Source organism: Prevotella sp. E13-27, assembly GCF_023217965.1.
GTDB lineage: Bacteria > Bacteroidota > Bacteroidia > Bacteroidales > Bacteroidaceae > Prevotella.
Map to the genome: position 1 here is coordinate 447,543 of NZ_JALPSC010000001.1, position 19,329 is coordinate 466,871.

Annotated in this window: 13 protein-coding genes and 2 tRNA genes; 11 read left to right on the plus strand and 4 right to left on the minus strand. The window is 47.2% G+C overall.

Annotation, left to right across the window (positions count from 1 at the left end; genetic code table 11):
- Positions 1–24: 24 nt before the first annotated feature.
- Both tpiA and M1L52_RS01920 read right to left on the minus strand, forming a co-directional pair.
- Positions 25–1,989 carry a triose-phosphate isomerase gene (tpiA, locus tag M1L52_RS01915; RefSeq protein WP_248614556.1) on the minus strand — a complete coding sequence of 655 codons (1,965 nt, stop codon included), beginning with the start codon at positions 1,987–1,989 and terminating at the stop codon, positions 25–27.
- Between the two features lie 2 nt (positions 1,990–1,991).
- Positions 1,992–2,531 (minus strand): DUF1599 domain-containing protein, encoded by a 540-nt coding sequence (locus tag M1L52_RS01920; protein WP_248613129.1) that lies wholly within the window; start codon positions 2,529–2,531, stop codon positions 1,992–1,994.
- Between the two features lie 163 nt (positions 2,532–2,694).
- Here M1L52_RS01920 and M1L52_RS01925 point away from each other — a divergent pair, with 163 nt between their 5' ends.
- From M1L52_RS01925 to xylE, 7 genes are all read left to right on the plus strand, one after another.
- Positions 2,695–4,965 carry a beta-glucosidase gene (locus tag M1L52_RS01925; RefSeq protein WP_248613130.1) on the plus strand — a complete coding sequence of 757 codons (2,271 nt, stop codon included), beginning with the start codon at positions 2,695–2,697 and terminating at the stop codon, positions 4,963–4,965.
- Between the two features lie 100 nt (positions 4,966–5,065).
- Positions 5,066–7,780, plus strand: a complete 2,715-nt coding sequence (locus M1L52_RS01930; protein WP_248613131.1) for a DNA gyrase/topoisomerase IV subunit A — start codon at positions 5,066–5,068, stop codon at positions 7,778–7,780.
- The gene (locus M1L52_RS01935) at positions 7,770–8,597 is read left to right on the plus strand and encodes a DUF3316 domain-containing protein (RefSeq protein WP_248613132.1); all 828 of its coding nucleotides are present in this window, start codon (positions 7,770–7,772) and stop codon (positions 8,595–8,597) included. The genes M1L52_RS01930 and M1L52_RS01935 overlap by 11 nt, the downstream gene beginning before the upstream one ends.
- Positions 8,594–9,646 carry a S41 family peptidase gene (locus M1L52_RS01940; protein WP_248613133.1) on the plus strand — a complete coding sequence of 351 codons (1,053 nt, stop codon included), beginning with the start codon at positions 8,594–8,596 and terminating at the stop codon, positions 9,644–9,646. The genes M1L52_RS01935 and M1L52_RS01940 overlap by 4 nt, the downstream gene beginning before the upstream one ends.
- A gap of 56 nt (positions 9,647–9,702) precedes the next feature.
- A tRNA-Leu gene (locus M1L52_RS01945) sits at positions 9,703–9,784 on the plus strand.
- Positions 9,785–9,819: 35 nt separating this feature from the next.
- Positions 9,820–9,893, plus strand: a tRNA-Val gene (locus M1L52_RS01950).
- Between the two features lie 117 nt (positions 9,894–10,010).
- Entirely contained in the window at positions 10,011–11,591 is a 1,581-nt protein-coding gene (xylE, locus tag M1L52_RS01955; protein WP_262917926.1) for a D-xylose transporter XylE, read from the plus strand.
- A 77-nt stretch (positions 11,592–11,668) separates the two neighbouring features.
- Here xylE and M1L52_RS01960 read toward each other — a convergent pair whose 3' ends face one another.
- Positions 11,669–12,148, minus strand: coding sequence for a hypothetical protein (locus tag M1L52_RS01960; protein WP_248613135.1), 480 nt, complete (start codon positions 12,146–12,148; stop codon positions 11,669–11,671).
- A 543-nt stretch (positions 12,149–12,691) separates the two neighbouring features.
- Between M1L52_RS01960 and M1L52_RS01965 the strand changes: the two genes are divergently transcribed.
- Positions 12,692–14,275 (plus strand): ATP-binding protein, encoded by a 1,584-nt coding sequence (locus M1L52_RS01965; protein ID WP_248613136.1) that lies wholly within the window; start codon positions 12,692–12,694, stop codon positions 14,273–14,275.
- 196 nt (positions 14,276–14,471) lie between these two features.
- On the opposite strand, the gene M1L52_RS01970 is transcribed toward M1L52_RS01965, so the two are convergent.
- A complete protein-coding gene (locus M1L52_RS01970; RefSeq protein WP_248613137.1) occupies positions 14,472–15,437 on the minus strand; it encodes an acetylornithine carbamoyltransferase in 966 nt (321 codons plus the stop codon).
- Between the two features lie 187 nt (positions 15,438–15,624).
- On the opposite strand from M1L52_RS01970, the gene M1L52_RS01975 reads away from it, so the two are divergent.
- From M1L52_RS01975 to M1L52_RS01985, 3 genes are all read left to right on the plus strand, one after another.
- A complete protein-coding gene (locus M1L52_RS01975; RefSeq protein ID WP_248613138.1) occupies positions 15,625–17,994 on the plus strand; it encodes a C10 family peptidase in 2,370 nt (789 codons plus the stop codon).
- A 146-nt stretch (positions 17,995–18,140) separates the two neighbouring features.
- Positions 18,141–18,617 carry an arginine repressor gene (locus M1L52_RS01980; protein WP_248613139.1) on the plus strand — a complete coding sequence of 159 codons (477 nt, stop codon included), beginning with the start codon at positions 18,141–18,143 and terminating at the stop codon, positions 18,615–18,617.
- A gap of 60 nt (positions 18,618–18,677) precedes the next feature.
- Complete coding sequence (locus M1L52_RS01985; protein ID WP_248613140.1) at positions 18,678–19,289, plus strand: GNAT family N-acetyltransferase; 612 nt, start codon at positions 18,678–18,680, stop codon at positions 19,287–19,289.
- Positions 19,290–19,329: the final 40 nt, after the last annotated feature.

A 19,329-nucleotide genomic window follows, 5' to 3' on the forward strand; every position in this document is an offset into this window, starting at 1 on the left:
ATTGTTATAGCATAGCGCTAACGTTTACTTGAAAGCGTCGATGATGCCCTTGAAGTCAGCGCACTTCAGTGAAGCGCCACCGATGAGGCCACCGTCGATGTCAGGCTTTGCGAACAGCTCAGGAGCGTTAGAAGCCTTGCAAGAACCACCGTAGAGAATAGTGGTGTCGTCAGCGACAGCCTGGCCGTACTTCTCAGCGATGATACTGCGGATGTAAGCGTGGATCTCCTCAGCCTGCTCAGCAGTAGCAGTCTTACCAGTACCGATAGCCCAGATTGGCTCATAAGCGATAACGATCTTGCGGAAGTCCTCCTCAGAGAGATTAAATACAGAGCCCTCGAGTTCAGCCTTAACAACCTCGTTCTGCTTGCCTGCCTCGCGCTCTGCCAGGCTCTCACCGATGCAGAAGATAACCTTCAGATCGTTCTTCTGTGCGAGCAGCACCTTCTCCTTCAGGATCTCTGGAGTCTCCTTGTAGTACTCACGACGCTCAGAGTGGCCCAGGATTACATACTGTGCACCAGTTGACTTAACCATCTCAGCGCTCACCTCACCGGTGAAAGCACCTTTTTCCTTGTCTGCGCAGTTCTCAGCGCCAAGACCAATGATGTTCTGGTCAAGGAACTGTGCGATAGAAGCCAGGTGAATGAATGGTGTGCAGATTACCACGCCGCAATTGGGCTTCTCAGTCTTCAGTGTCTCGTTGAGCTCCTTTGCAAGAGCGATACCATCTTGCAGGTTCATGTTCATCTTCCAGTTACCTGCTACAATTTTCTTTCTCATTTTGACTTTATTTTTATTAAAAGGGTTAAATATGTTTATTATCGATTTTATCGGTGTCTGTACATTTGTCTGTTTTTTCTTCAGCCATTTTGTCCACATCCATGTGCGGTCGGCTATTGATAGAAGCACCAGTGGCAGGACGAACCACATCAATATGGAAGTTATCTTGCGTGGCACCGAGTCGCCAGGCATCTGTCCTATCTCCATTGTGCTGAGCGGAGCTGCAGCAAAGCCTTCATCAATCTCGGGCAGATTGTTGTGGCTCCACTTACGTATCACCACTCCATTCTTCAAGAGCAGCAGTCCCGGGTTGCTCCTAATGATGGTGCGCAGTGTCGTCTCGTCGGTGAGACAGAACTCATAGTCGGCACCGGTAATGTCGCGCCAATGGGCTATTGCCTTTTCATTGCTCGCCGTAAGCCCGTAGAACGAATAGCCATGTTCGGTGGCATATTCATATAGCTCGTTTATGAGGTCAAGACGCGAGTCATCGGCGACCTCCAGATGAGGCGACACGAGCAGGAACACATAGCTTGTATCATTGAGCACATCCTCGGTGATGTCGCTACGGTCGGTGCTTCGTTCTATGAAGAAGTCGGTGTAAGGCGACTCCTTTCCTTCAATCATCTCGTTCCACCCTTTCCTAAGGTCAGTACCAATATGGTATGGGCGGAAGTCAAACAACGGCAGGTCGTATAGGCATAATGCCGACACTGCAAGTATGAACAACACCGAATAGTTGATGGCAATCCACTGGTTTGTCTCGCTGACAAAGCGGAACATATCCTTATGCCATCGAGCCACGACCACTGCGGCTCCGAGCAGCACCACGTTTTTGGCAAATGTCTGCCAGTTAGTCAGGACCACTGCATCGCCAAAGCAGCCGCAATCGCTGATAGGGTCAGCCAGAGCAAGCCAGAGCGTCAGCGGCGTCATGATGCACATCAGCACGAGTGTCAGCACTGTGGCGCTACGCCGCCTCATGGCAAACAGCAGGAATATTCCGAGACAGAACTCTACTGCTGAAAGCACCACTGCCACTGCCAGCAACGCCAGCTCAGGAACAAAGCCGCCGAGGTGCAAAGCCTCAAGATAGTCTTCCAGCTTATACTGTGTGCCAACAGGGTCAACGGCTTTCACGAAGCCCGACAGTATGAACACTACAGCCAGCAACAGGCGACAGAGGTTGACTACCGTTTTCCTCACTATCACAGTTTAATCAGTGCGAACACTGAATAGTTTATTATGTCCATATAGTTTGCGTCGATGCCCTCGCTCACGAGAGTACCTTCGCTGAGGTCTTCCATTTCCTTTATTCGCTGGAGCTTTGTCAGAATGAGATCGGTATAGCTGCTAACCCTCATGGAGCGCCAAGCCTCATCATAGTCATGGTTCTTGCGTTTCATCAGCGCCAGTGCCTCACTGGCATGAGCATCATAGAGATCCATTGCCTCTTCAGCAGTGATATCGACTGTATCACAATATCCTTTCTCGAGCTGGACAAGGCCTACAATACCATAGTTCACCAACCCGATGAACTCTGGACGGATGCCCTCTCCAACGAGCGACAGCCCCGTAGTCTCAAGCTGGCGTATGCGCTTTGCCTTAATGAACAGCTGATCGGTGAGTGACGTGGGACGCAATATGCGCCATGAAGCTCCGTAGTCATGAAGCTTTTTCTCGAAAAGGCTGCGACACTCTGCTACAACCGCTTCGAACTCTTGATTAGTCTTCTCAAACTTATCCATAATCGAGTGCAAAGTTACTAATAAGGAAGTAAAGACACAATTATTTCGTTCATTTTTTAACGATTTTGATAGTTTTAGCAGAAATATTACTATATTTGCAACACCAATTTCAACCATTAAACCTCATAAACCAAAAGAAGCATATCTAAAACTACACGTCAATATGAAAAAATTGTTCTTCCTTACATCGCTGATTATGATGACGATGGCAGCGAATTCACAGGTGTATCTTGACCCACAGGCTCCAGTAGAAGAGCGAGTGAAAGATGCTCTCAGTCGCATGACCACACACGAGAAGATAAAAGTGCTCCACGCACAGTCGAAGTTCACGTCGGCAGGTGTGCCCCGTCTTGGCATTCGCCAGCTGAACATGGACGACGGACCTCACGGCGTACGTGAAGAGTTGGAATGGAACACATGGAATCCTGCAAACTGGACAAACGACGCTATCGTCGCCTTCCCATCACTGACATGTCTTGCAGCAACGTGGAACCGCGACATGTCGCGCCTATACGGACACTCGGTAAGCGAGGAGTTCGCTTTCCGCGGTAAGGACATCATGCTTGGTCCCGGTGTGAACATTGCGCGCACTCCAATGAACGGACGTGCTTTTGAGTATATGGGCGAAGACCCGCTGCTTGCAGGCGAGATGGTGGTGCCATACATTCAGGCCGCACAGGCCAACGGTGTGGCATGCTGTCTGAAACACTTTGTGCTCAACGACCAAGAGACCGACCGCTTTGGAGTAAACGTCAACGTCAGCGAGAGAGCCATGCGCGAGATATACCTTTCACCTTTCGAGCGTGCCGTAAAGAAAGCCCACGTATGGTCAATCATGGGCAGCTACAACTACTGGCAGAACGTACACTGCTGCCAGAACGGCCTGTTACTCAACGGAATACTGAAGAAAGAATGGCAGTGGGACGGTGCTCTCGTCAGTGACTGGGGAGGCACCACAGACACTCGCGAAGCCGCCCTTGGAGGTCTTGACATAGAGATGGGCACATACACCGACGGTAAGACGCAAGAGAGCGAGTTCGGATATGACGACTATTATCTTGGCAACAAATTTGAAAAGCTCATCAACAGCGGTGAGATACCCATGTCAGTGCTCGACGAAAAGGTAAGTCGTGTGCTACGTATCATCTTCCGAACAGCCATGAACCCAAACAAAATCATTGGCAACCAGTGTAGTGAAGCTCACTATGACGCATGTCGTCAGATAGGCGAAGAGGGCATTGTGCTATTGAAAAACAAGGCCCAGCCCCGCCAGAGAGGAGGAGAGCAGAAATACACCCTGCCACTTGATCTGTCGAAGTACAAGAACATACTTATCGTTGGCGAGAATGCTACGCGCTCACTGACAAAAGGAGGTGGTTCCAGCGAGCTGAAGACACTGCGTGACATATCTCCACTCGATGGTCTGCGCAGCCAATTCTCAACTCTCAATTCTCAACTCTCAATTGATTACGCACAGGGTTACTCTTCCGGTCGAGCCCTCTACGACAAAGTTGACAAGTTCAATACCGAGGAGAATGCCAGACTGAAAGCCGAGGCGCTTGACAAAGCAAAGTCTGCCGACCTCATCATCTTCATAGGCGGTTTTAATAAGAACCACCGCCAGGACTGTGAGAATGGTGACCGCGAGAACTACGACCTCTCGTTTGGACAGAACGAGCTGATTAGCGAGTTGGCAGACATAGCCTCATCTAACAAAGAGAAGAAAAGCAGCATCATCGTTGTCACTTTCGGAGGCAACGCCTATGCCATGCCTTGGCTTGACAAGGTCTCTGCACTACTCCACTGCTGGTATCTCGGCAGCGAGTCTGGAAAGGCATTGGCCAACGTGCTGACAGGCTTGGTTAATCCGAGCGGAAAGCTACCCATAACGATAGCCAAGCGTTATGAGGACTATCCTTACGTAAAATACGGCAAAGAAGCTTATCCTGGCATCAGTCAAGAGAAGCAAAAAGGCAAGCCCAACAGTCAGGTTTACTATAAGGAAGGTGTCTTCGTGGGCTATCGTGGCTTTGAGAAAGACAAGACACAGCCACTATTCCCATTCGGTTTCGGTCTCAGCTACACCACGTTTGACTATGGCAAGCCAACAGTGACCTTAAACGGTGACAACATCTGCGTTAGTGTCACCATAACCAACACAGGCAAGCGAACAGGCAAGGAGACAGTACAGGTATATGTCTCCGCCCCAAAGAACAAACAGATAGAGAAGCCTGCAAAAGAGCTAAAGTCTTTCGGTAAGACACATCTGCTGCAACCTGGAGAGAGCGAGACGCTGTACATCGTAATACCAAGAAGCGAACTTGCCTCATGGGACGAAGCCACACACCAGTGGCTTGTTGACAGTGGCAACTACACCGTCATGATAGGAGCAAGCTGCACAGACATCAGAGGAAAGCAGAAAATTACCCTGTAAGAAGCGCCAAACAGCGTAAAATATGTTTAATATAAGCATTTTCTGATAGATTATCAAAAAAAATTCGTACCTTTGCAGCTAAACCGAAAAACAGCAAACGATGGACGACGAAATCAAAGACGAGATTCTAAACACTGAAGAGACAGAAGGCACAGATGCCTCTGGTCTTGCCGAAGGCCATAGCGACTATAAGCCAGTGAACCGCTTCGACGCTTCGGTGGTACACCACCTTAGCGGCATGTACCAGAGTTGGTTTCTGGATTATGCTTCATACGTTATCCTGGAGCGCGCCGTGCCTCATATAGAGGACGGCCTAAAGCCAGTACAACGACGCATACTCCACTCCATGAAGCGCATGGATGATGGTCGCTATAACAAGGTAGCAAACATTGTGGGACACACCATGCAGTTTCATCCCCACGGCGATGCCTCTATAGGCGACGCCCTGGTACAGTTAGGACAAAAAGACCTGCTGATAGACACACAGGGAAACTGGGGTAACATACTCACAGGCGACCGTGCCGCTGCCCCACGATATATCGAAGCACGTCTTTCAAAGTTTGCACTTGACACGGTTTTCAATCCTAAGACAACGGACTGGCAGCTGTCATACGATGGTCGCAACAAAGAGCCAATCACGCTGCCAGTGAAGTTTCCGCTTCTTCTTGCGCAAGGTGCCGAAGGCATTGCTGTAGGTCTTAGTTCAAAGATTCTTCCCCATAACTTCTGCGAGATTTGCGATGCCGCCATCAGCTATCTGCATGGCGAGCCTTTCCAGCTATACCCAGACTTCCAAACAGGCGGTTCCATCGATGTAACGAAATACAACGACGGACAGCGCGGCGGCGTGCTCAAGGTACGTGCAAAGATAGAGAAACTCGACCAGAAGACTCTCGTCATACGCGAGCTTCCGTTCACGAAGACCGTTGGCACACTCATTGAGAGTATCACCAAGGCCATAGAGAAAGGAAAGATCAAGGCACGCAACGTGACTGACCTCACCTCGGCCGAAGTAGAGATACAGATACACCTGGCCCCTGGTGTCTCGTCTGACAAGACACTTGACGCACTTTATGCTTTCACCGACTGTGAGATAAACATCTCGCCTAACTGCTGTGTCATTGCCGACCAGAAGCCACAGTTCCTCACCGTCAGCGACGTGCTACGCCATTCGGCCGATCACACAAAGGATTTAATAAGACAAGAGCTGGAGATCCGTAAGAACGAACTCCTCGAACAATATCACTTCTGTTCGTTGGAAAAGATTTTTATCGAGGAGCGCATCTATAAGGACAAGAAATTCGAGGAGGCACCAAATGTAGACAAAGTATGCGAACACATCGATGACCGTCTTACTCCGTTCTATCCGCAGTTGGTAAGAGAAGTAACAAAAGACGACATCCTCCGACTGCTTGAGATAAAGATGCAGCGCATACTGAAGTTCAACAAGGAGAAAGCCGACGAGCTGATGGCTCGCATCAAAGCCGAGATAGAGCAGATAGACCACGACCTTGCTAACCTCACTGAGGTAACGGCAGGATGGTTCCAGTTCCTGAAAGACAAATACGGCAAGGATCATCCGCGAATGACCGAGATCCGCAACTTCGACACCATTGAGGCGACAAAGGTGGTAGAAGCAAATCAGAAGCTTTACATCAACCGAACAGAAGGCTTCATCGGTACAGGCCTGAAGAAAGACGAGTTCGTGTGCAACTGCTCCGACATCGACGACATCATACTGTTCTACAAAGATGGTAAGTACAAGGTTGTGCGCGTAGCAGAAAAGCTGTTTGTCGGTAAGAACGTCATGTGGCTCGGAGTATTCAAGAAGAGCGACAAGCGCACCATCTACAATGTTGTATATCGCGACGGCAAGAAAGGTCCATGCTATATCAAGCGCTTCAACATCACCGGCATAACACGCGACCGCGAGTATGACCTTACATTGGGAACGCCAAATTCGAAGGTCATGTACTTCACCGCTAATCCTAATGGAGAGGCAGAGGTAATAAAGATCACGCTTGACGCCTCAGTGCAGGCGACGAACCCACGCATGAGCATCTTCCTCGAACGCTCATTTGCCGATGTGATGATCAAAGGACGTGCATCAAAAGGAAACATCCTGACGAAGAAGCCTGTTCACAAGATTGGACTTAAGAGTCATGGGCACTCTACACTCGGCGGACGCAAGGTGTGGTATGATCCAGATGTCAACCGTCTAAACTACGATGACCACGGAACCCTGCTCGGCGAGTTCTACGATGATGACCAGATACTGGTGGTTTTGAAGAACGGTGACTTCTATCTTAGCAACTTCGATGTTAACAACCACTATGAGGAGAACATACTGCGCATAGAGAAGTTCGAAGCCGACAAGGTATGGACAGCGGTGCTTTTCGATGCCGACAACCAAGGCTATCCTTACATAAAGCGTTTCCTCATGGAGGCAACAAAGCGCAAGCAGAACTGGCTCAGCGACAACCCTGCCTCAAAGCTGGTGTTGCTCACCGACGTCGTCTATCCATTGATACGCGTGACTTACGGTGGTGCCGATGAGTTCCGAGGCTCAGAAGACATCGACGCAGAACAGTTCATATCAGTTAAAGGCTTCAAAGCAAAAGGCAAGCGCATATCTACATGGCAGATAGAAAGCATAACCGAGCTGGAGCCGGTGAGATTCCCTGAAGAGCCGGAAGAAGAGCCTGAAAATGCTGAGAACGAGGAGGAAGACCTTGATCCCGATGCAGGCAAAAGCCAACAGCAGGTTATCGACGAAATGACTGGTCAACTAAGACTATTCCCCGATGAAGATTAAACTGTCCATACTTTTCGCAGCCCTATTCCTTACTGTCACGAACTGCACAGCTCAGACTGAAGGTAAGGTAAACGACCAGATAACCACTCAGAGCTATCAGGTAGGCATAGGTGCGAAAGACATCCTCGACACCTATCTGTCACAAGAGAAGTTCAAGGGTGAAGGCATCACGTTCCTCAGCATCAGCGAGAAACAGAAGATTGGCTCACGATGGTCGAACATCTTCCAGAATCAGTTCTCGCTCTCATCATCAAAAGACCGTGCTGATAACGAATCAATGCTTGAGGCGACCTACAATTTCTTCTATGGACGCTATTTCAGTTGGCAGCTACCACTGTTTGACGGCAACCTCAAACTACAGGCAGGTCCGATGGCCGACTTTGGACTGGGAGTGCTCTATAACACACGAGGAGTAGCAAACAACCCTGCCCAGGCCCGATTATATCTAAACATCATGCCATCAGGCATAGCGACCTATCAGTTCATGCTATTCAGAAAGAAATGGCAGGCACGCTATGAGATAGACCTGCCACTGATGGGAGCCATGTTCAGTCCTAACTACGGACAGTCATACTATGAGATTTTTTCCCTTGGCGACTACGATCATAACATCGTGGCAACATCCTTCGCCACTTCACCTACCTTCCGACAACAACTTACTATCCAGTGTACCCTCAACGACACGTGGACACTCTCGCTAGGCTATCTCGGTGACTACCAGCAAGCGAAAGTGAACAATCTGAAACAGCATGTCATATCCCATAACGTCATGATAGGCTTCGTGAAACGTTTCCAAATAATCAAATACCGCCCATGACACTATCATTGCTTTCACATAGGCTTTCGCCAATAATATCGAAGCTCACATACATTCTTTTACTGGGAGCTTTCATATTCACGCTGACAGCATGTGTTGACGAAGATGAATTCGACAACACCCCACAAGGTAATTTCGAGGCCTTATGGAAGATTATAGACGAACGCTACTGTTTCCTTGACTACAAACAGAAGGAGATAGGACTTGACTGGAACACAGTATATAATAAATATAAGGTACGCGTAAATAAGGATATGCGCTCAACACAGCTGTTCGAGGTACTGTCGGAAATGCTTGGAGAGCTACGCGACGGACACGTGAACCTTGTTGCCTCTCACGACCTGGGACGTAACTGGTCCTGGTACGAGAACTATCCCACAAATCTCAGCGACACCCTTCTTAGACGCTACCTTGGCACCGACTACAAGATTGCGTCGGGATTGAAGTATCGCATACTTGACGACAACATCGGCTATATACGCTATGAGAGTTTCTCAGACGCCGTAGGTGAAGGCGCGCTCGACGATATACTCCTACACATGATCCTATGCCAGGGCATCATCATCGATATACGCGGCAATGGAGGTGGCGAACTGACTAACACCAACATGCTGGCATCGCGCTTCTGCAATGAGAAGACACTTGTCGGCTACATCCAACATAAGACAGGCAAAGGTCATAACGATTTCTCAGAACTGAAACCACGATATGTGGAACCGTCGTCAGGTTTACGCTGGCACAAAGGTGTCTGCGTACTCACCAACCGACAGGTATATAGTGCTGCCAACGAGTTTACCATGTACATGCGAGCCATGCCCAACGTAAAGATTGTGGGCGACCATACAGGCGGAGGTGCAGGCATGCCGTTCTCAAGCTCGCTCCCCAACGGATGGATAGTACGCTTCTCGGCAGTACCCGCCTACGATGTCAACAAGCAGTCGGGCGAGTTTGGTGTTGATCCCGACTATAAGGTAAGCATCAGCGATACAGATTTTGCAAAGGGCGAGGACACTATCATAGAGTTTGCACGGAAACTTTTAGCCCAATAATTTGCACAGTTCGGTAAAAAGCGCTACCTTTGCAGCCGCGTTTAACAACCACACTTGCGCCTGTGGCGGAATTGGTAGACGCGCTAGACTTAGGATCTAGTGTCTCGCGACGTGCAGGTTCGAGTCCTGTCAGGCGCACAAAGGCTCTCAAGCTTTAAAACATAAACGCCCTCGTCGGCATAGCTCAGCTGGTTAGAGTATCACCTTGACATGGTGGGGGTCCTTGGTTCGAATCCAAGTGTCGACACAAAACAAATTCCCAAGTAGCTTCCTTAACTACTTGGGTATTTTCATTTTCTGAACATGCGAAATGAGGTATCAGTATTATCCATACCTTACTCGTAAGTATAGTATTGTTTATTAAATGTGTATTTCTGTATCTTTCTGCGATAAAACCATTCATTATTATCATTTTAATTGTTATCTTTGCACTCAAAATCTACAACTATTAAATAAACAAAAGAAAAAAATGAATCAGACAAACGAAAACGGTAGCCGCGGCTACCTTATCGGCATTGTGATGGTAGCCGTACTTGGCGGACTGCTCTTTGGCTACGACACTGCCGTCATCTCTGGAGCAGAGAAAGGTCTTCAGGCTTATTTCATGGGAGCGAACGACTTCGTGTACAGCAACTTCATGCATGGCTTCACTTCCTCATCAGCACTCATCGGCTGTATCATCGGCTCAGCCCTCTCAGGTCTCATGGCATCAAATCTCGGCCGTAAGCGCTCGTTGTTTATTGCCGGTCTGCTGTTCTTCGTGTCAGCACTGGGTTCCATGGAGCCAGAATTTCTTTTCTTCGAGCACGGCAAGCCAAGCTTTTCACTGCTTATCATGTTCAACATCTACCGCGTCATTGGTGGTATCGGCGTAGGTCTCGCCTCTGCCATCTGCCCAATGTACATCGGTGAGGTTGCGCCGTCTAACATCCGCGGTATGCTCGTCTCTTGGAACCAGTTCGCTATCATCTTCGGTCAGTTGGTAGTTTATTTCGTAAACTTCCTCATCCTTGGAGAGCATACAAATCCTGTTATAAAAGCTATAGAGGGCATCAATCAGGTATTGCCAGGCAGCGACCCATGGACCATTAGCACAGGTTGGCGATACATGTTCGGCTCCGAGGCTATACCCGCAGGTCTCTTCGCAATTCTCATATGCTTCGTTCCTGAGACACCACGCTATCTCGTAATGATTGGCAAATATGATGCTGCACAGGGCATACTTGCCAAAATCAACGGTGCTACACGCGCACAGCAGATTCTGCAAGACATTAAGGATACCATAACTGTAAAGACAGAGCGTCTGTTCACCTATGGCTATCTCTGCATCTTTGTAGGCATCATGCTCTCCGTATTCCAGCAGGCAGTAGGTATCAATGCAGTGCTCTACTACGCTCCACGAATCTTCGAAGACATGGGCATGACCAACCCAATGGTTAATACAGTTGTGATGGGTGTTGTAAACATTCTGTTCACTCTCGTAGCAGTATTCACAGTAGAAAAACTCGGACGCAAGCCTCTGCTCATCTGCGGTTCAATAGGCATGGCCATTGGTGCCATGGGCGTAGCAATAACATTCGGACACAAAGGCATGGAGATGGCAACCATGCTCTCTATCATGGTTTATTCCGCATCGTTCATGTTCTCATGGGGCCCCATCTGCTGGGTTCTCATTGCCGAGATCTTCCCCAACACCATCCGTGGTGCTGCCGTAGCAATTGCAGTGGCATTCCAGTGGATATTCAATTTCATCGTGTCATCGACTTTTGTCCCAATGTTCAATATGCATCTCACAGAAGGCGATGACTTCGGACACTGGTTTACCTACGGCCTCTACGGCTTCATCTGCCTGGTTGCTGCCTTCTTCGTATGGCGCCTCGTTCCTGAAACAAAGGGTAAGACCCTTGAGGAGATGACACAGCTGTGGAAGTCGAAAAACGCATAACAACAACAGTAATAAGCATAAAAAAAGCTGAGTCCTTAGTTGTAAGAACTCAGCTTTTTTATATGTAGAAGTCTTGATTACGGCATTAGCTTATCAGGTTCTGTTGAATAGCGGACACTAACGGTAGGCGTATGCGTGTTATGAAGAGTCAGCACGAGAGCGCCCTTGCCATCAGTCTGATAGTGAGCTTCCTTGTGAAGATCAGCACTGTGCTTCATTAATGCCCAACCATAGAGTGCATTGAACTGCTCATGACGTTCATTGTAGATCTGAGTGGTAGAATCATTATAAGAAGCAACATAGCTCTCCAGCACATCAGAGATTGTGTCATTGTTCTGCATGATGTCAACACGACAATACTCCTTAGCATTATAGAGCACATAAGTGCTTTCATCAGTAAGATTGGTGTCAATCTCAAAGCCTTTCAGCAGAAGTGAGTCACACATATTCTTCGCAGACATGCCTAGTGACAAGCCGCGAAAATCAAGATACTCACGCTCGCTATTGCAAGCGCACAAGGTTACAGCTGCCATTGCAGCAAATAATAGTTTCTTCATTATTGGAATAAAATATTGATTTGTCGGGCCAAAGATACAATACTTTTCCCATACCCGACAGAACCATTAAAAAATATTAACTGTGTTTTATCTTTTTAAAAAACAACAGTGATTTGTAAAACATAGCAAAACGCAACACTTACACACACAAAAAAAGAGTTACGCTTCACAGCGGAACTCTTCCGTAGTTTTGAAAAACTAAATTAATCAACCATAAACCTTAACCATTAAAATCATTTGGTGTTGCAAATATATCTCATTTATTATAAAAATAGGTTCACTTTTCGGGAAAATTAGATTAAAAATCAACAAAATAACGCATTTTCACCCAAAAACAACGCATTTTAAACCTATAATCGACTTTTTTATCTCCATAAAAAGTGTTATTCACAATAAAATATGTAACTTAGCAACCGCAAACAAAGACCTAATGAATATATGAATATTGCAATTTACATAATTATTGCTTTAATTATAATATTGGTATTCTTTCTATTAAGAGTACTTTACATCCGTAGTGTCCACATAAGGAACAAGCTCCAGATGGGACAAGTATATACAAACATCAGCCATGAGTTGTTAACTCCACTCACCGTCATATCAGCATCTGTTGAGCGAATGTATGAGCAGAATCCGCAGTTTGCCCAGGACTATGCCCTTATAAACCTCAACATTGACCGCATGGTACACCTGTTACAGGAGATTCTTGAGACGAGTAAACTACAATCAGGTGAACTGAAGTTGCTTGTGTCGCAAGGAGATGTAATGGAATATATCAGCCACACAGCACTTTGCTTGGAGCCACTAATGGCTAAACGCAAGATAGAGTTCAGCGTACAGTGCCAGCCCCGCTCCATGATGGGATGGATTGACACTGACAAACTCGACAAAATAATATACAACCTAATATCAAACGCAGCTAAATACACTCCTGAAGGCGGAAAGGTATCGGTGAAGGTTTGTACAAACAAGACATACGACAGTATTACCATTCGCGTAGAAGACAACGGTATCGGCATAGGCGATGAGACGATGAAACACCTATTCCAGCGTTTTCAGGACGGCAACTACCGACAGATGAACACCATTGGCACCGGACTTGGACTTGCTCTTACGCGCGATCTCGTGTATCTTCATGGTGGCAATATCAACTGCCGTAGTGAAGAAGGCAAGGGGACAACTTTCTCTGTCACCATTCCAATAAACAAAGAGTCATTTACTGAGTCACAGATTGACGAGGCTCATCCTGTTGACCTAAACAAGCCACAAACATACATTCTCGACATTTCTTCGATTACACCACAGGAGACTCCATCAACCAAAGTGGAGAAAAGAGAATCTGCCGATGAAGACATATACAATATATTAATAGTAGAAGACAACATTGAGCTGCTCATGCTCATGCAGACACTGCTTAGCAACAAATACAACATATTTACTGCTACAAACGGACAAGAAGCGCTGAAGGTTATAGAAGAAACAGAGCTTGACCTCGTCATCTCCGATGTCATGATGCCTGAGATGGACGGCAACGAACTGACTGAGCGAATAAAGTCCGACTCGAACATGAGCCATCTGCCCGTCATATTACTGACAGCAAAGAATCAGGACGAGGAGCGAGAAAAGTCTATGCTCATAGGAGCTGACGACTATATCATCAAACCGTTCAAACTGGGCGACCTCGACCTTCGCATCAGAAATATCATTGAAAACCGTAAGCGCATACGCCGAGAGTTTAAGGCACAGACGGTTGAAGAGAGTCGCCTCAAGGCCACCTCATCATCACCAAGCGCCGATGAACGTTTCCTGAAGAAAGCCATTGACTGCGTATATGCCCATCTCGCCGACAGCGACTTTGACCGTGATGCCTTTGCAGCTGAGATGGGAGCAAGCGCATCTACACTATACAACAAGCTGCGCTCAATCACCGGCATGAACGTGTCTGCCTTCATTCGTGACATCCGTATGAAAGAAGCCAAACGACTGGCACTCACCGACCCTGACCTACGTGTCAGCGACCTTGCTTATCAAGTGGGATTCAAGGACCCGAAATATTTCTCAACATGCTTCAAGAAAGAGTTCGGACTACAGCCAAGTGAGTTCATTGAGCAAGTGGCTTCGCGTTAATGACTATAGGATATCGAGCGAAGTACAAAATATTTCGTTTATATTATTCAAAAATTCCAAGAAAAGTTTTGCGGTAACAGAAAAAAGGACTACCTTTGCAACATATCGACCAACCTTATACCTTAAGACTTTTACTACGAAGGCACAAAAAAGCGCGACACATGCCGCGCTTTTCTTATTTTTTAAACTTCAAAGTCTACAGTCTCTCGAGCATTCGCTTTAGAACCACCGAGCATGAAATCTCGCGGTTTGCCGCTTCTGGAATTACCAGTGAGTTTTCAGACTCTATTACGTCGTCGGTAACGATAAGTCCGCGACGTACTGGAAGACAGTGCATGAACTTGCCATTGTTTGTCCACGACATGTGTTCGGTGTCAACAGTCCAAGAACGGTCTTCGCATGTAATCTTTCCGTAGTCAGCAGCGCATGTCACGCCTGGGTTCGACCAGTTCTTTGCATAGATGAAGTCTGCACCTTCGAAAGCCTTACGCTGGTCATACTCCACACGTGCATTGCCCACAAATGCGGGATCAAGCTCATAGCCCTTTGGATGGGTTATTACCAGGTCAACATCCTCAGCAGCATTCATCCATTGTGCAAAGGAGTTTGGCACAGCCTGTGGCAATGCTCGACAATGTGGAGCCCATGTAAGAACCACTTTCGGGCGCTTATCAGTCTTGTGTTCCTCAATGGTTATCAGGTCTGCAAATGCCTGAAGTGGATGCACCGTAGCAGTCTCCATGGCGAAGACCGGCTTTCCACTGTATTTTATAAACTGATTGAGCACAGTCTCAGCATAGTCATACTCACGGTCTGTCAGTCCTGCAAACGAGCGCACTCCAATGATATCGCAATAGCAACCCATTACAGGTATAGCCTCAAGCAGATGCTCACTCTTGTCGCCGTCCATAATCACGCCACGCTCAGTCTCCAGTTTCCATGCTCCTGCATTCACGTCGAGCACAATCACATTCATGCCCAAGTTCATTGCAGCCTTCTGTGTTGACAATCGCGTGCGTAGTGAGTTGTTAAAGAATATCATCATGAGCGTCTTGTTCTTGCCCAGATGCTGATACTTGAAACGGTCGTTCTTAATTTCCATTGCCTCAGCCAACGCTTTCTCCAATGGACCAATGTCCTCTACATTAATAAAACTCTTCATATTTATTTTCTTTTACAACTTGATTATTTACTGTTCATTTGGAATTATCCGTCGGCAAAAATAATCAAAAAACGCGAAGAAGCAAAGTTTCTTATTTAAAAAACAGAAAAGAGTTGTTCTTTCAGCTTGTTTTTTTGTAAATTTGCAGCCGAAAATGTATAATAAATCCCTTCATATTCATTTATTTATGAAAAAGTTCTTTCTGGCATTAATATGTCTATTCCTCTGCCAGCTTTCATTCGCAGGTCATATAACAACCGAAGAAGCACAGCATAAAGCCCTACTGTTTGTCAAGTCACACCGTGCTGCCTCACAACGCCAAGGCATGCGACTTGCAGCAAGGGGCAATGCCATTGCCATTAGCCAGACAGATTCTCTCACAAGCTATTACGTCTTTAACATTGGCGAGCAAAACGGCTTCGTGGTCATCAGTGGCGATGACCGTGTTCCTGCCATCCTCGGCTATGCTGACGAAGGAGAGTTCGATGTGACCAACATGCCGGAGAACATGAAGACATGGTTCCAGAGCTACGACAGTCAGCTGCACTATCTGTCAACACATAATTATACTGCCGTAGCCCAAACGAAAGAACACCCATCAGTAAGACCCCTGCTGAAGAGTCTTTGGAATCAGGGTGAACCATATTACAACTATTGTCCTACATATCAGAATGAGCACACGGTGACTGGATGCGTTGCAACAGCCATGGCTCAGGTCATCAACTATTACAAATATCCAGAAAAGACTACAGCAAAGATACCTGCATATACGACAGAGACGCTTAAAAAAGAGGTTTCCTCCATTGGCATAACCACTATCGACTGGAAGAACATGAAAGATGAATATACAGGTACAGAGACTACTGCTGAGAAGAATGCCGTAGCAAAGCTCATGCAACTCTGCGGCACCTCGGTGTTGATGGACTACAACTTAGGGGAAAACGGTGGCAGCGCTGCATACTCCAACAATGTGGCGGTTGCTTTGAAGTCATATTTCGACTACGACGCAGCAACAGAGCTTATAGACCGCAACGATTTCAAGGCCGCCGCATGGGACAGCCTCATCTATAACGAATTGGCAAACAGCCGCCCTGTCTATTACGCAGGCTCGACAGTGAAAAGCGGTCATGCCTTCGTCATCGATGGTTACGACAAGAATGGCCTCTATCACGTGAACTGGGGATGGGGCGGAAGCAACAACGGTTATTTTCTGCTCTCCATCCTTGATCCTGGTAGCAACAGCGGCATTGGCGCAAGTTCGAGCACCGACGGCTACAGCATCTCTCAGGAAGCCATCATCAACGCACAGCCAAACACAGGCGTGGTGCCCGACAAGCCGAAGATAATGACTATTTACAGTATTCAAACTGAGCAGGCCACGGTAAGCAAGTATAATAAAAAGTTCACCGTTAACTATACCACAGAGACCCGCAACTTCACTGGCGACTCTGTGCATTTCGAGCTTGGAGTAGGCGTATTCGACAAAGACAACACATTGAAATATGTTGAACGGCAATGGGACGTAAACCTGGGAGACACATGGGGATATTCAGCTGCCAAGCATACAGCAGCAATACCAGCGCTACCAGATGGCACATATTTCATAACCAACGTTAGCCGCGAGGTAGGCACAGACACATGGTACAGAAACCATGGTGCAGACAAATACAGCATCATAGCTGAGGTAAATGGTCTCAAGATGCGACTTACCTCACCGTATATATACCTCGACGGAGAGATAGAGGTAACAGGCAAGCTCGAGAAAGGCCGAACGCTGACTGTAAAAGCCACTATCGACAACTATGGAACATTCTTCAACGAAGCCCTTTACCTAAGAGTCAACGGCGAAAACATGGGTGGACGACAGTTTGAGTTAGAAAAAGACGAGACTGGCGAGCTGGAGATGACCTTCAAGGCAGACAAGGTTGGCGAGAACGAAATCGTTATTGCACGACGCTATTGGGAATGGGATGCAGACAGCAAGGTCTGGAACGAGATATTCGAGACAATAGCAGAGGAATCCATCACCATTGCTCCTGCCAAAGCCCAAAACCTCAAGTTCAGCAACGGCAAGGTGACAAACCTCACCAATGGTGTGGTAAAGGACGACAAGGTAAAGCTACAGGTTAGCGTGAGAAACAACGGACAAAACGAATACGATGACTTCATACGTATCTGGACCCTCGTGCCTTACACTGGAAACAGATGGTACTACACCTCAAGCACAGATGCTGAGATAAACGTACCTGCCGGAGGCTACAAGACTATCAACCTTGAAGTGCCCATAACGAAAAGCAATAGCTATTGGTTTATTATAGTATATAAGAACTATGGTGAGTTTGGCGAACCGAACAACACAAATTCTGCCTACAGTGATATCTATAACATCACGGTCGAAGTACCCGAAGTGCCCGATGACATTAAAAAGGTTGTAGCTAACAGCTATTCTGCCACAACAGAAGCTGACAGAAAGATTTACAACCTCAACGGTCAACAGGTTCAAAAGACAGGAAAAGGCATCTATATTGTGGGTGGTAAAAAAATAATATTGAAATAAATATACATTCACACATATTCTTAAACAGCTTTTTACACAAAATATGCAAAAATATTTGGTAAAAAGTAGAATACTGTGTACTTTTGCACCTAAATTACGCATAAATATACTTTTCGCTAGTAAAAAGCATAGAAAGAGAATAACGTATGAAGATTAAGAACACCCGTCTCGAAACCCTTCGTCTGATTATCTCAAGCCAGCAGCTGGGTAGTCAGGAAGAGTTGTTGAGCGCATTGCAAAAGGAAGGTTTCAAACTCACTCAAGCCACCCTAAGCCGTGACCTCAAGCAGCTGAAAGTGGCAAAGGCAGCAACGATGAGCGGAAACTATGTCTACGTGCTGCCCAACGAGTCAATGTACAAACGCGTCTCCACGCCATCAACAGTCAAGGAGATGATGCAGATGCCAGGCTTTGTCAGTCTGAACTTCTCCGGCAACATGGCAGTGATAAAGACTCGTCCTGGCTATGCCAGTTCCATAGCCTGGAACATCGACAACAGCGACCTTCCAGAATTTCTCGGAACCATTGCCGGTGCAGACACCATCTTCGTGGCCATCAAGGAAGGTGTAAGCCATAGCGAAGCCGTCGAAGCCCTAAGCACCGTTATTCCCAACATTAAATAAGACGTTCAATATGAATGTGTGATTCATCCACACATTATATATTATAACTAAAAGGTAAAGATGAACAAGGATAATATAGAAGTTGTGGTGGCTGGTCCTGAACATGAAATATATGTGGACACCATCCTTGAGACAATAGCCGAGGCTGCCAAGGTGCGCGGCACAGGTATTGCCAAGCGAACTCACGAATATCTGGCAACAAAGATGATGGAGGCCAAGGCAGTCATAGCCCTCGCCTCCGACGGACGCTTTGCCGGTTTCAGCTACATCGAGACATGGGGCAACAAAACCTATGTCACGACAAGTGGTCTGATAGTACATCCCGACTTCCGTGGTCTCGGACTTGCGAAGCGCATTAAGGATCTTACATTCACTCTGGCCCGCACCCGTTGGCCCCATGCTAAGATTTTCTCACTCACGAGCGGTGCTGCCGTAATGAAGATGAACACCGGTCTAGGTTACAAGCCTGTTACCTTTGCCGAGCTCACTGACGACGAGGCTTTCTGGCGCGGATGCGAAGGCTGCATCAATGTCGATGTGCTCCACCGCACAGGTCGCAAATACTGCATCTGCACTGGCATGCTCTTCGACCCCACGGAACAGCTACCGGCAAAGATACCCGAAGACGTGCTTTCACGCATACGTCACTTAGAAGAGATAGAAGAGAATTGAGAATTGAGCGCTCGGCTTTGCCGCTTTTACAAAGGCGGAA

What these genes read in the sequence shown, in the direction of transcription:
- xylE (WP_262917926.1), top strand. Translation starts at nt 10,011, where the DNA reads ATGTGTATTTCTGTATCTTTCTGCGATAAAACCATTCATTATTATCAT.
- M1L52_RS01985 (WP_248613140.1), top strand. Translation starts at nt 18,678, where the DNA reads ATGAACAAGGATAATATAGAAGTTGTGGTGGCTGGTCCTGAACATGAA.
- M1L52_RS01940 (WP_248613133.1), top strand. Translation starts at nt 8,594, where the DNA reads ATGACACTATCATTGCTTTCACATAGGCTTTCGCCAATAATATCGAAG.
- M1L52_RS01930 (WP_248613131.1), top strand. Translation starts at nt 5,066, where the DNA reads ATGGACGACGAAATCAAAGACGAGATTCTAAACACTGAAGAGACAGAA.
- M1L52_RS01980 (WP_248613139.1), top strand. Translation starts at nt 18,141, where the DNA reads ATGAAGATTAAGAACACCCGTCTCGAAACCCTTCGTCTGATTATCTCA.
- M1L52_RS01920 (WP_248613129.1), bottom strand. Translation starts at nt 2,531, where the DNA reads ATGGATAAGTTTGAGAAGACTAATCAAGAGTTCGAAGCGGTTGTAGCA.
- M1L52_RS01970 (WP_248613137.1), bottom strand. Translation starts at nt 15,437, where the DNA reads ATGAAGAGTTTTATTAATGTAGAGGACATTGGTCCATTGGAGAAAGCG.
- M1L52_RS01960 (WP_248613135.1), bottom strand. Translation starts at nt 12,148, where the DNA reads ATGAAGAAACTATTATTTGCTGCAATGGCAGCTGTAACCTTGTGCGCT.
- M1L52_RS01975 (WP_248613138.1), top strand. Translation starts at nt 15,625, where the DNA reads ATGAAAAAGTTCTTTCTGGCATTAATATGTCTATTCCTCTGCCAGCTT.
- M1L52_RS01965 (WP_248613136.1), top strand. Translation starts at nt 12,692, where the DNA reads ATGGGACAAGTATATACAAACATCAGCCATGAGTTGTTAACTCCACTC.
- M1L52_RS01925 (WP_248613130.1), top strand. Translation starts at nt 2,695, where the DNA reads ATGAAAAAATTGTTCTTCCTTACATCGCTGATTATGATGACGATGGCA.
- M1L52_RS01935 (WP_248613132.1), top strand. Translation starts at nt 7,770, where the DNA reads ATGAAGATTAAACTGTCCATACTTTTCGCAGCCCTATTCCTTACTGTC.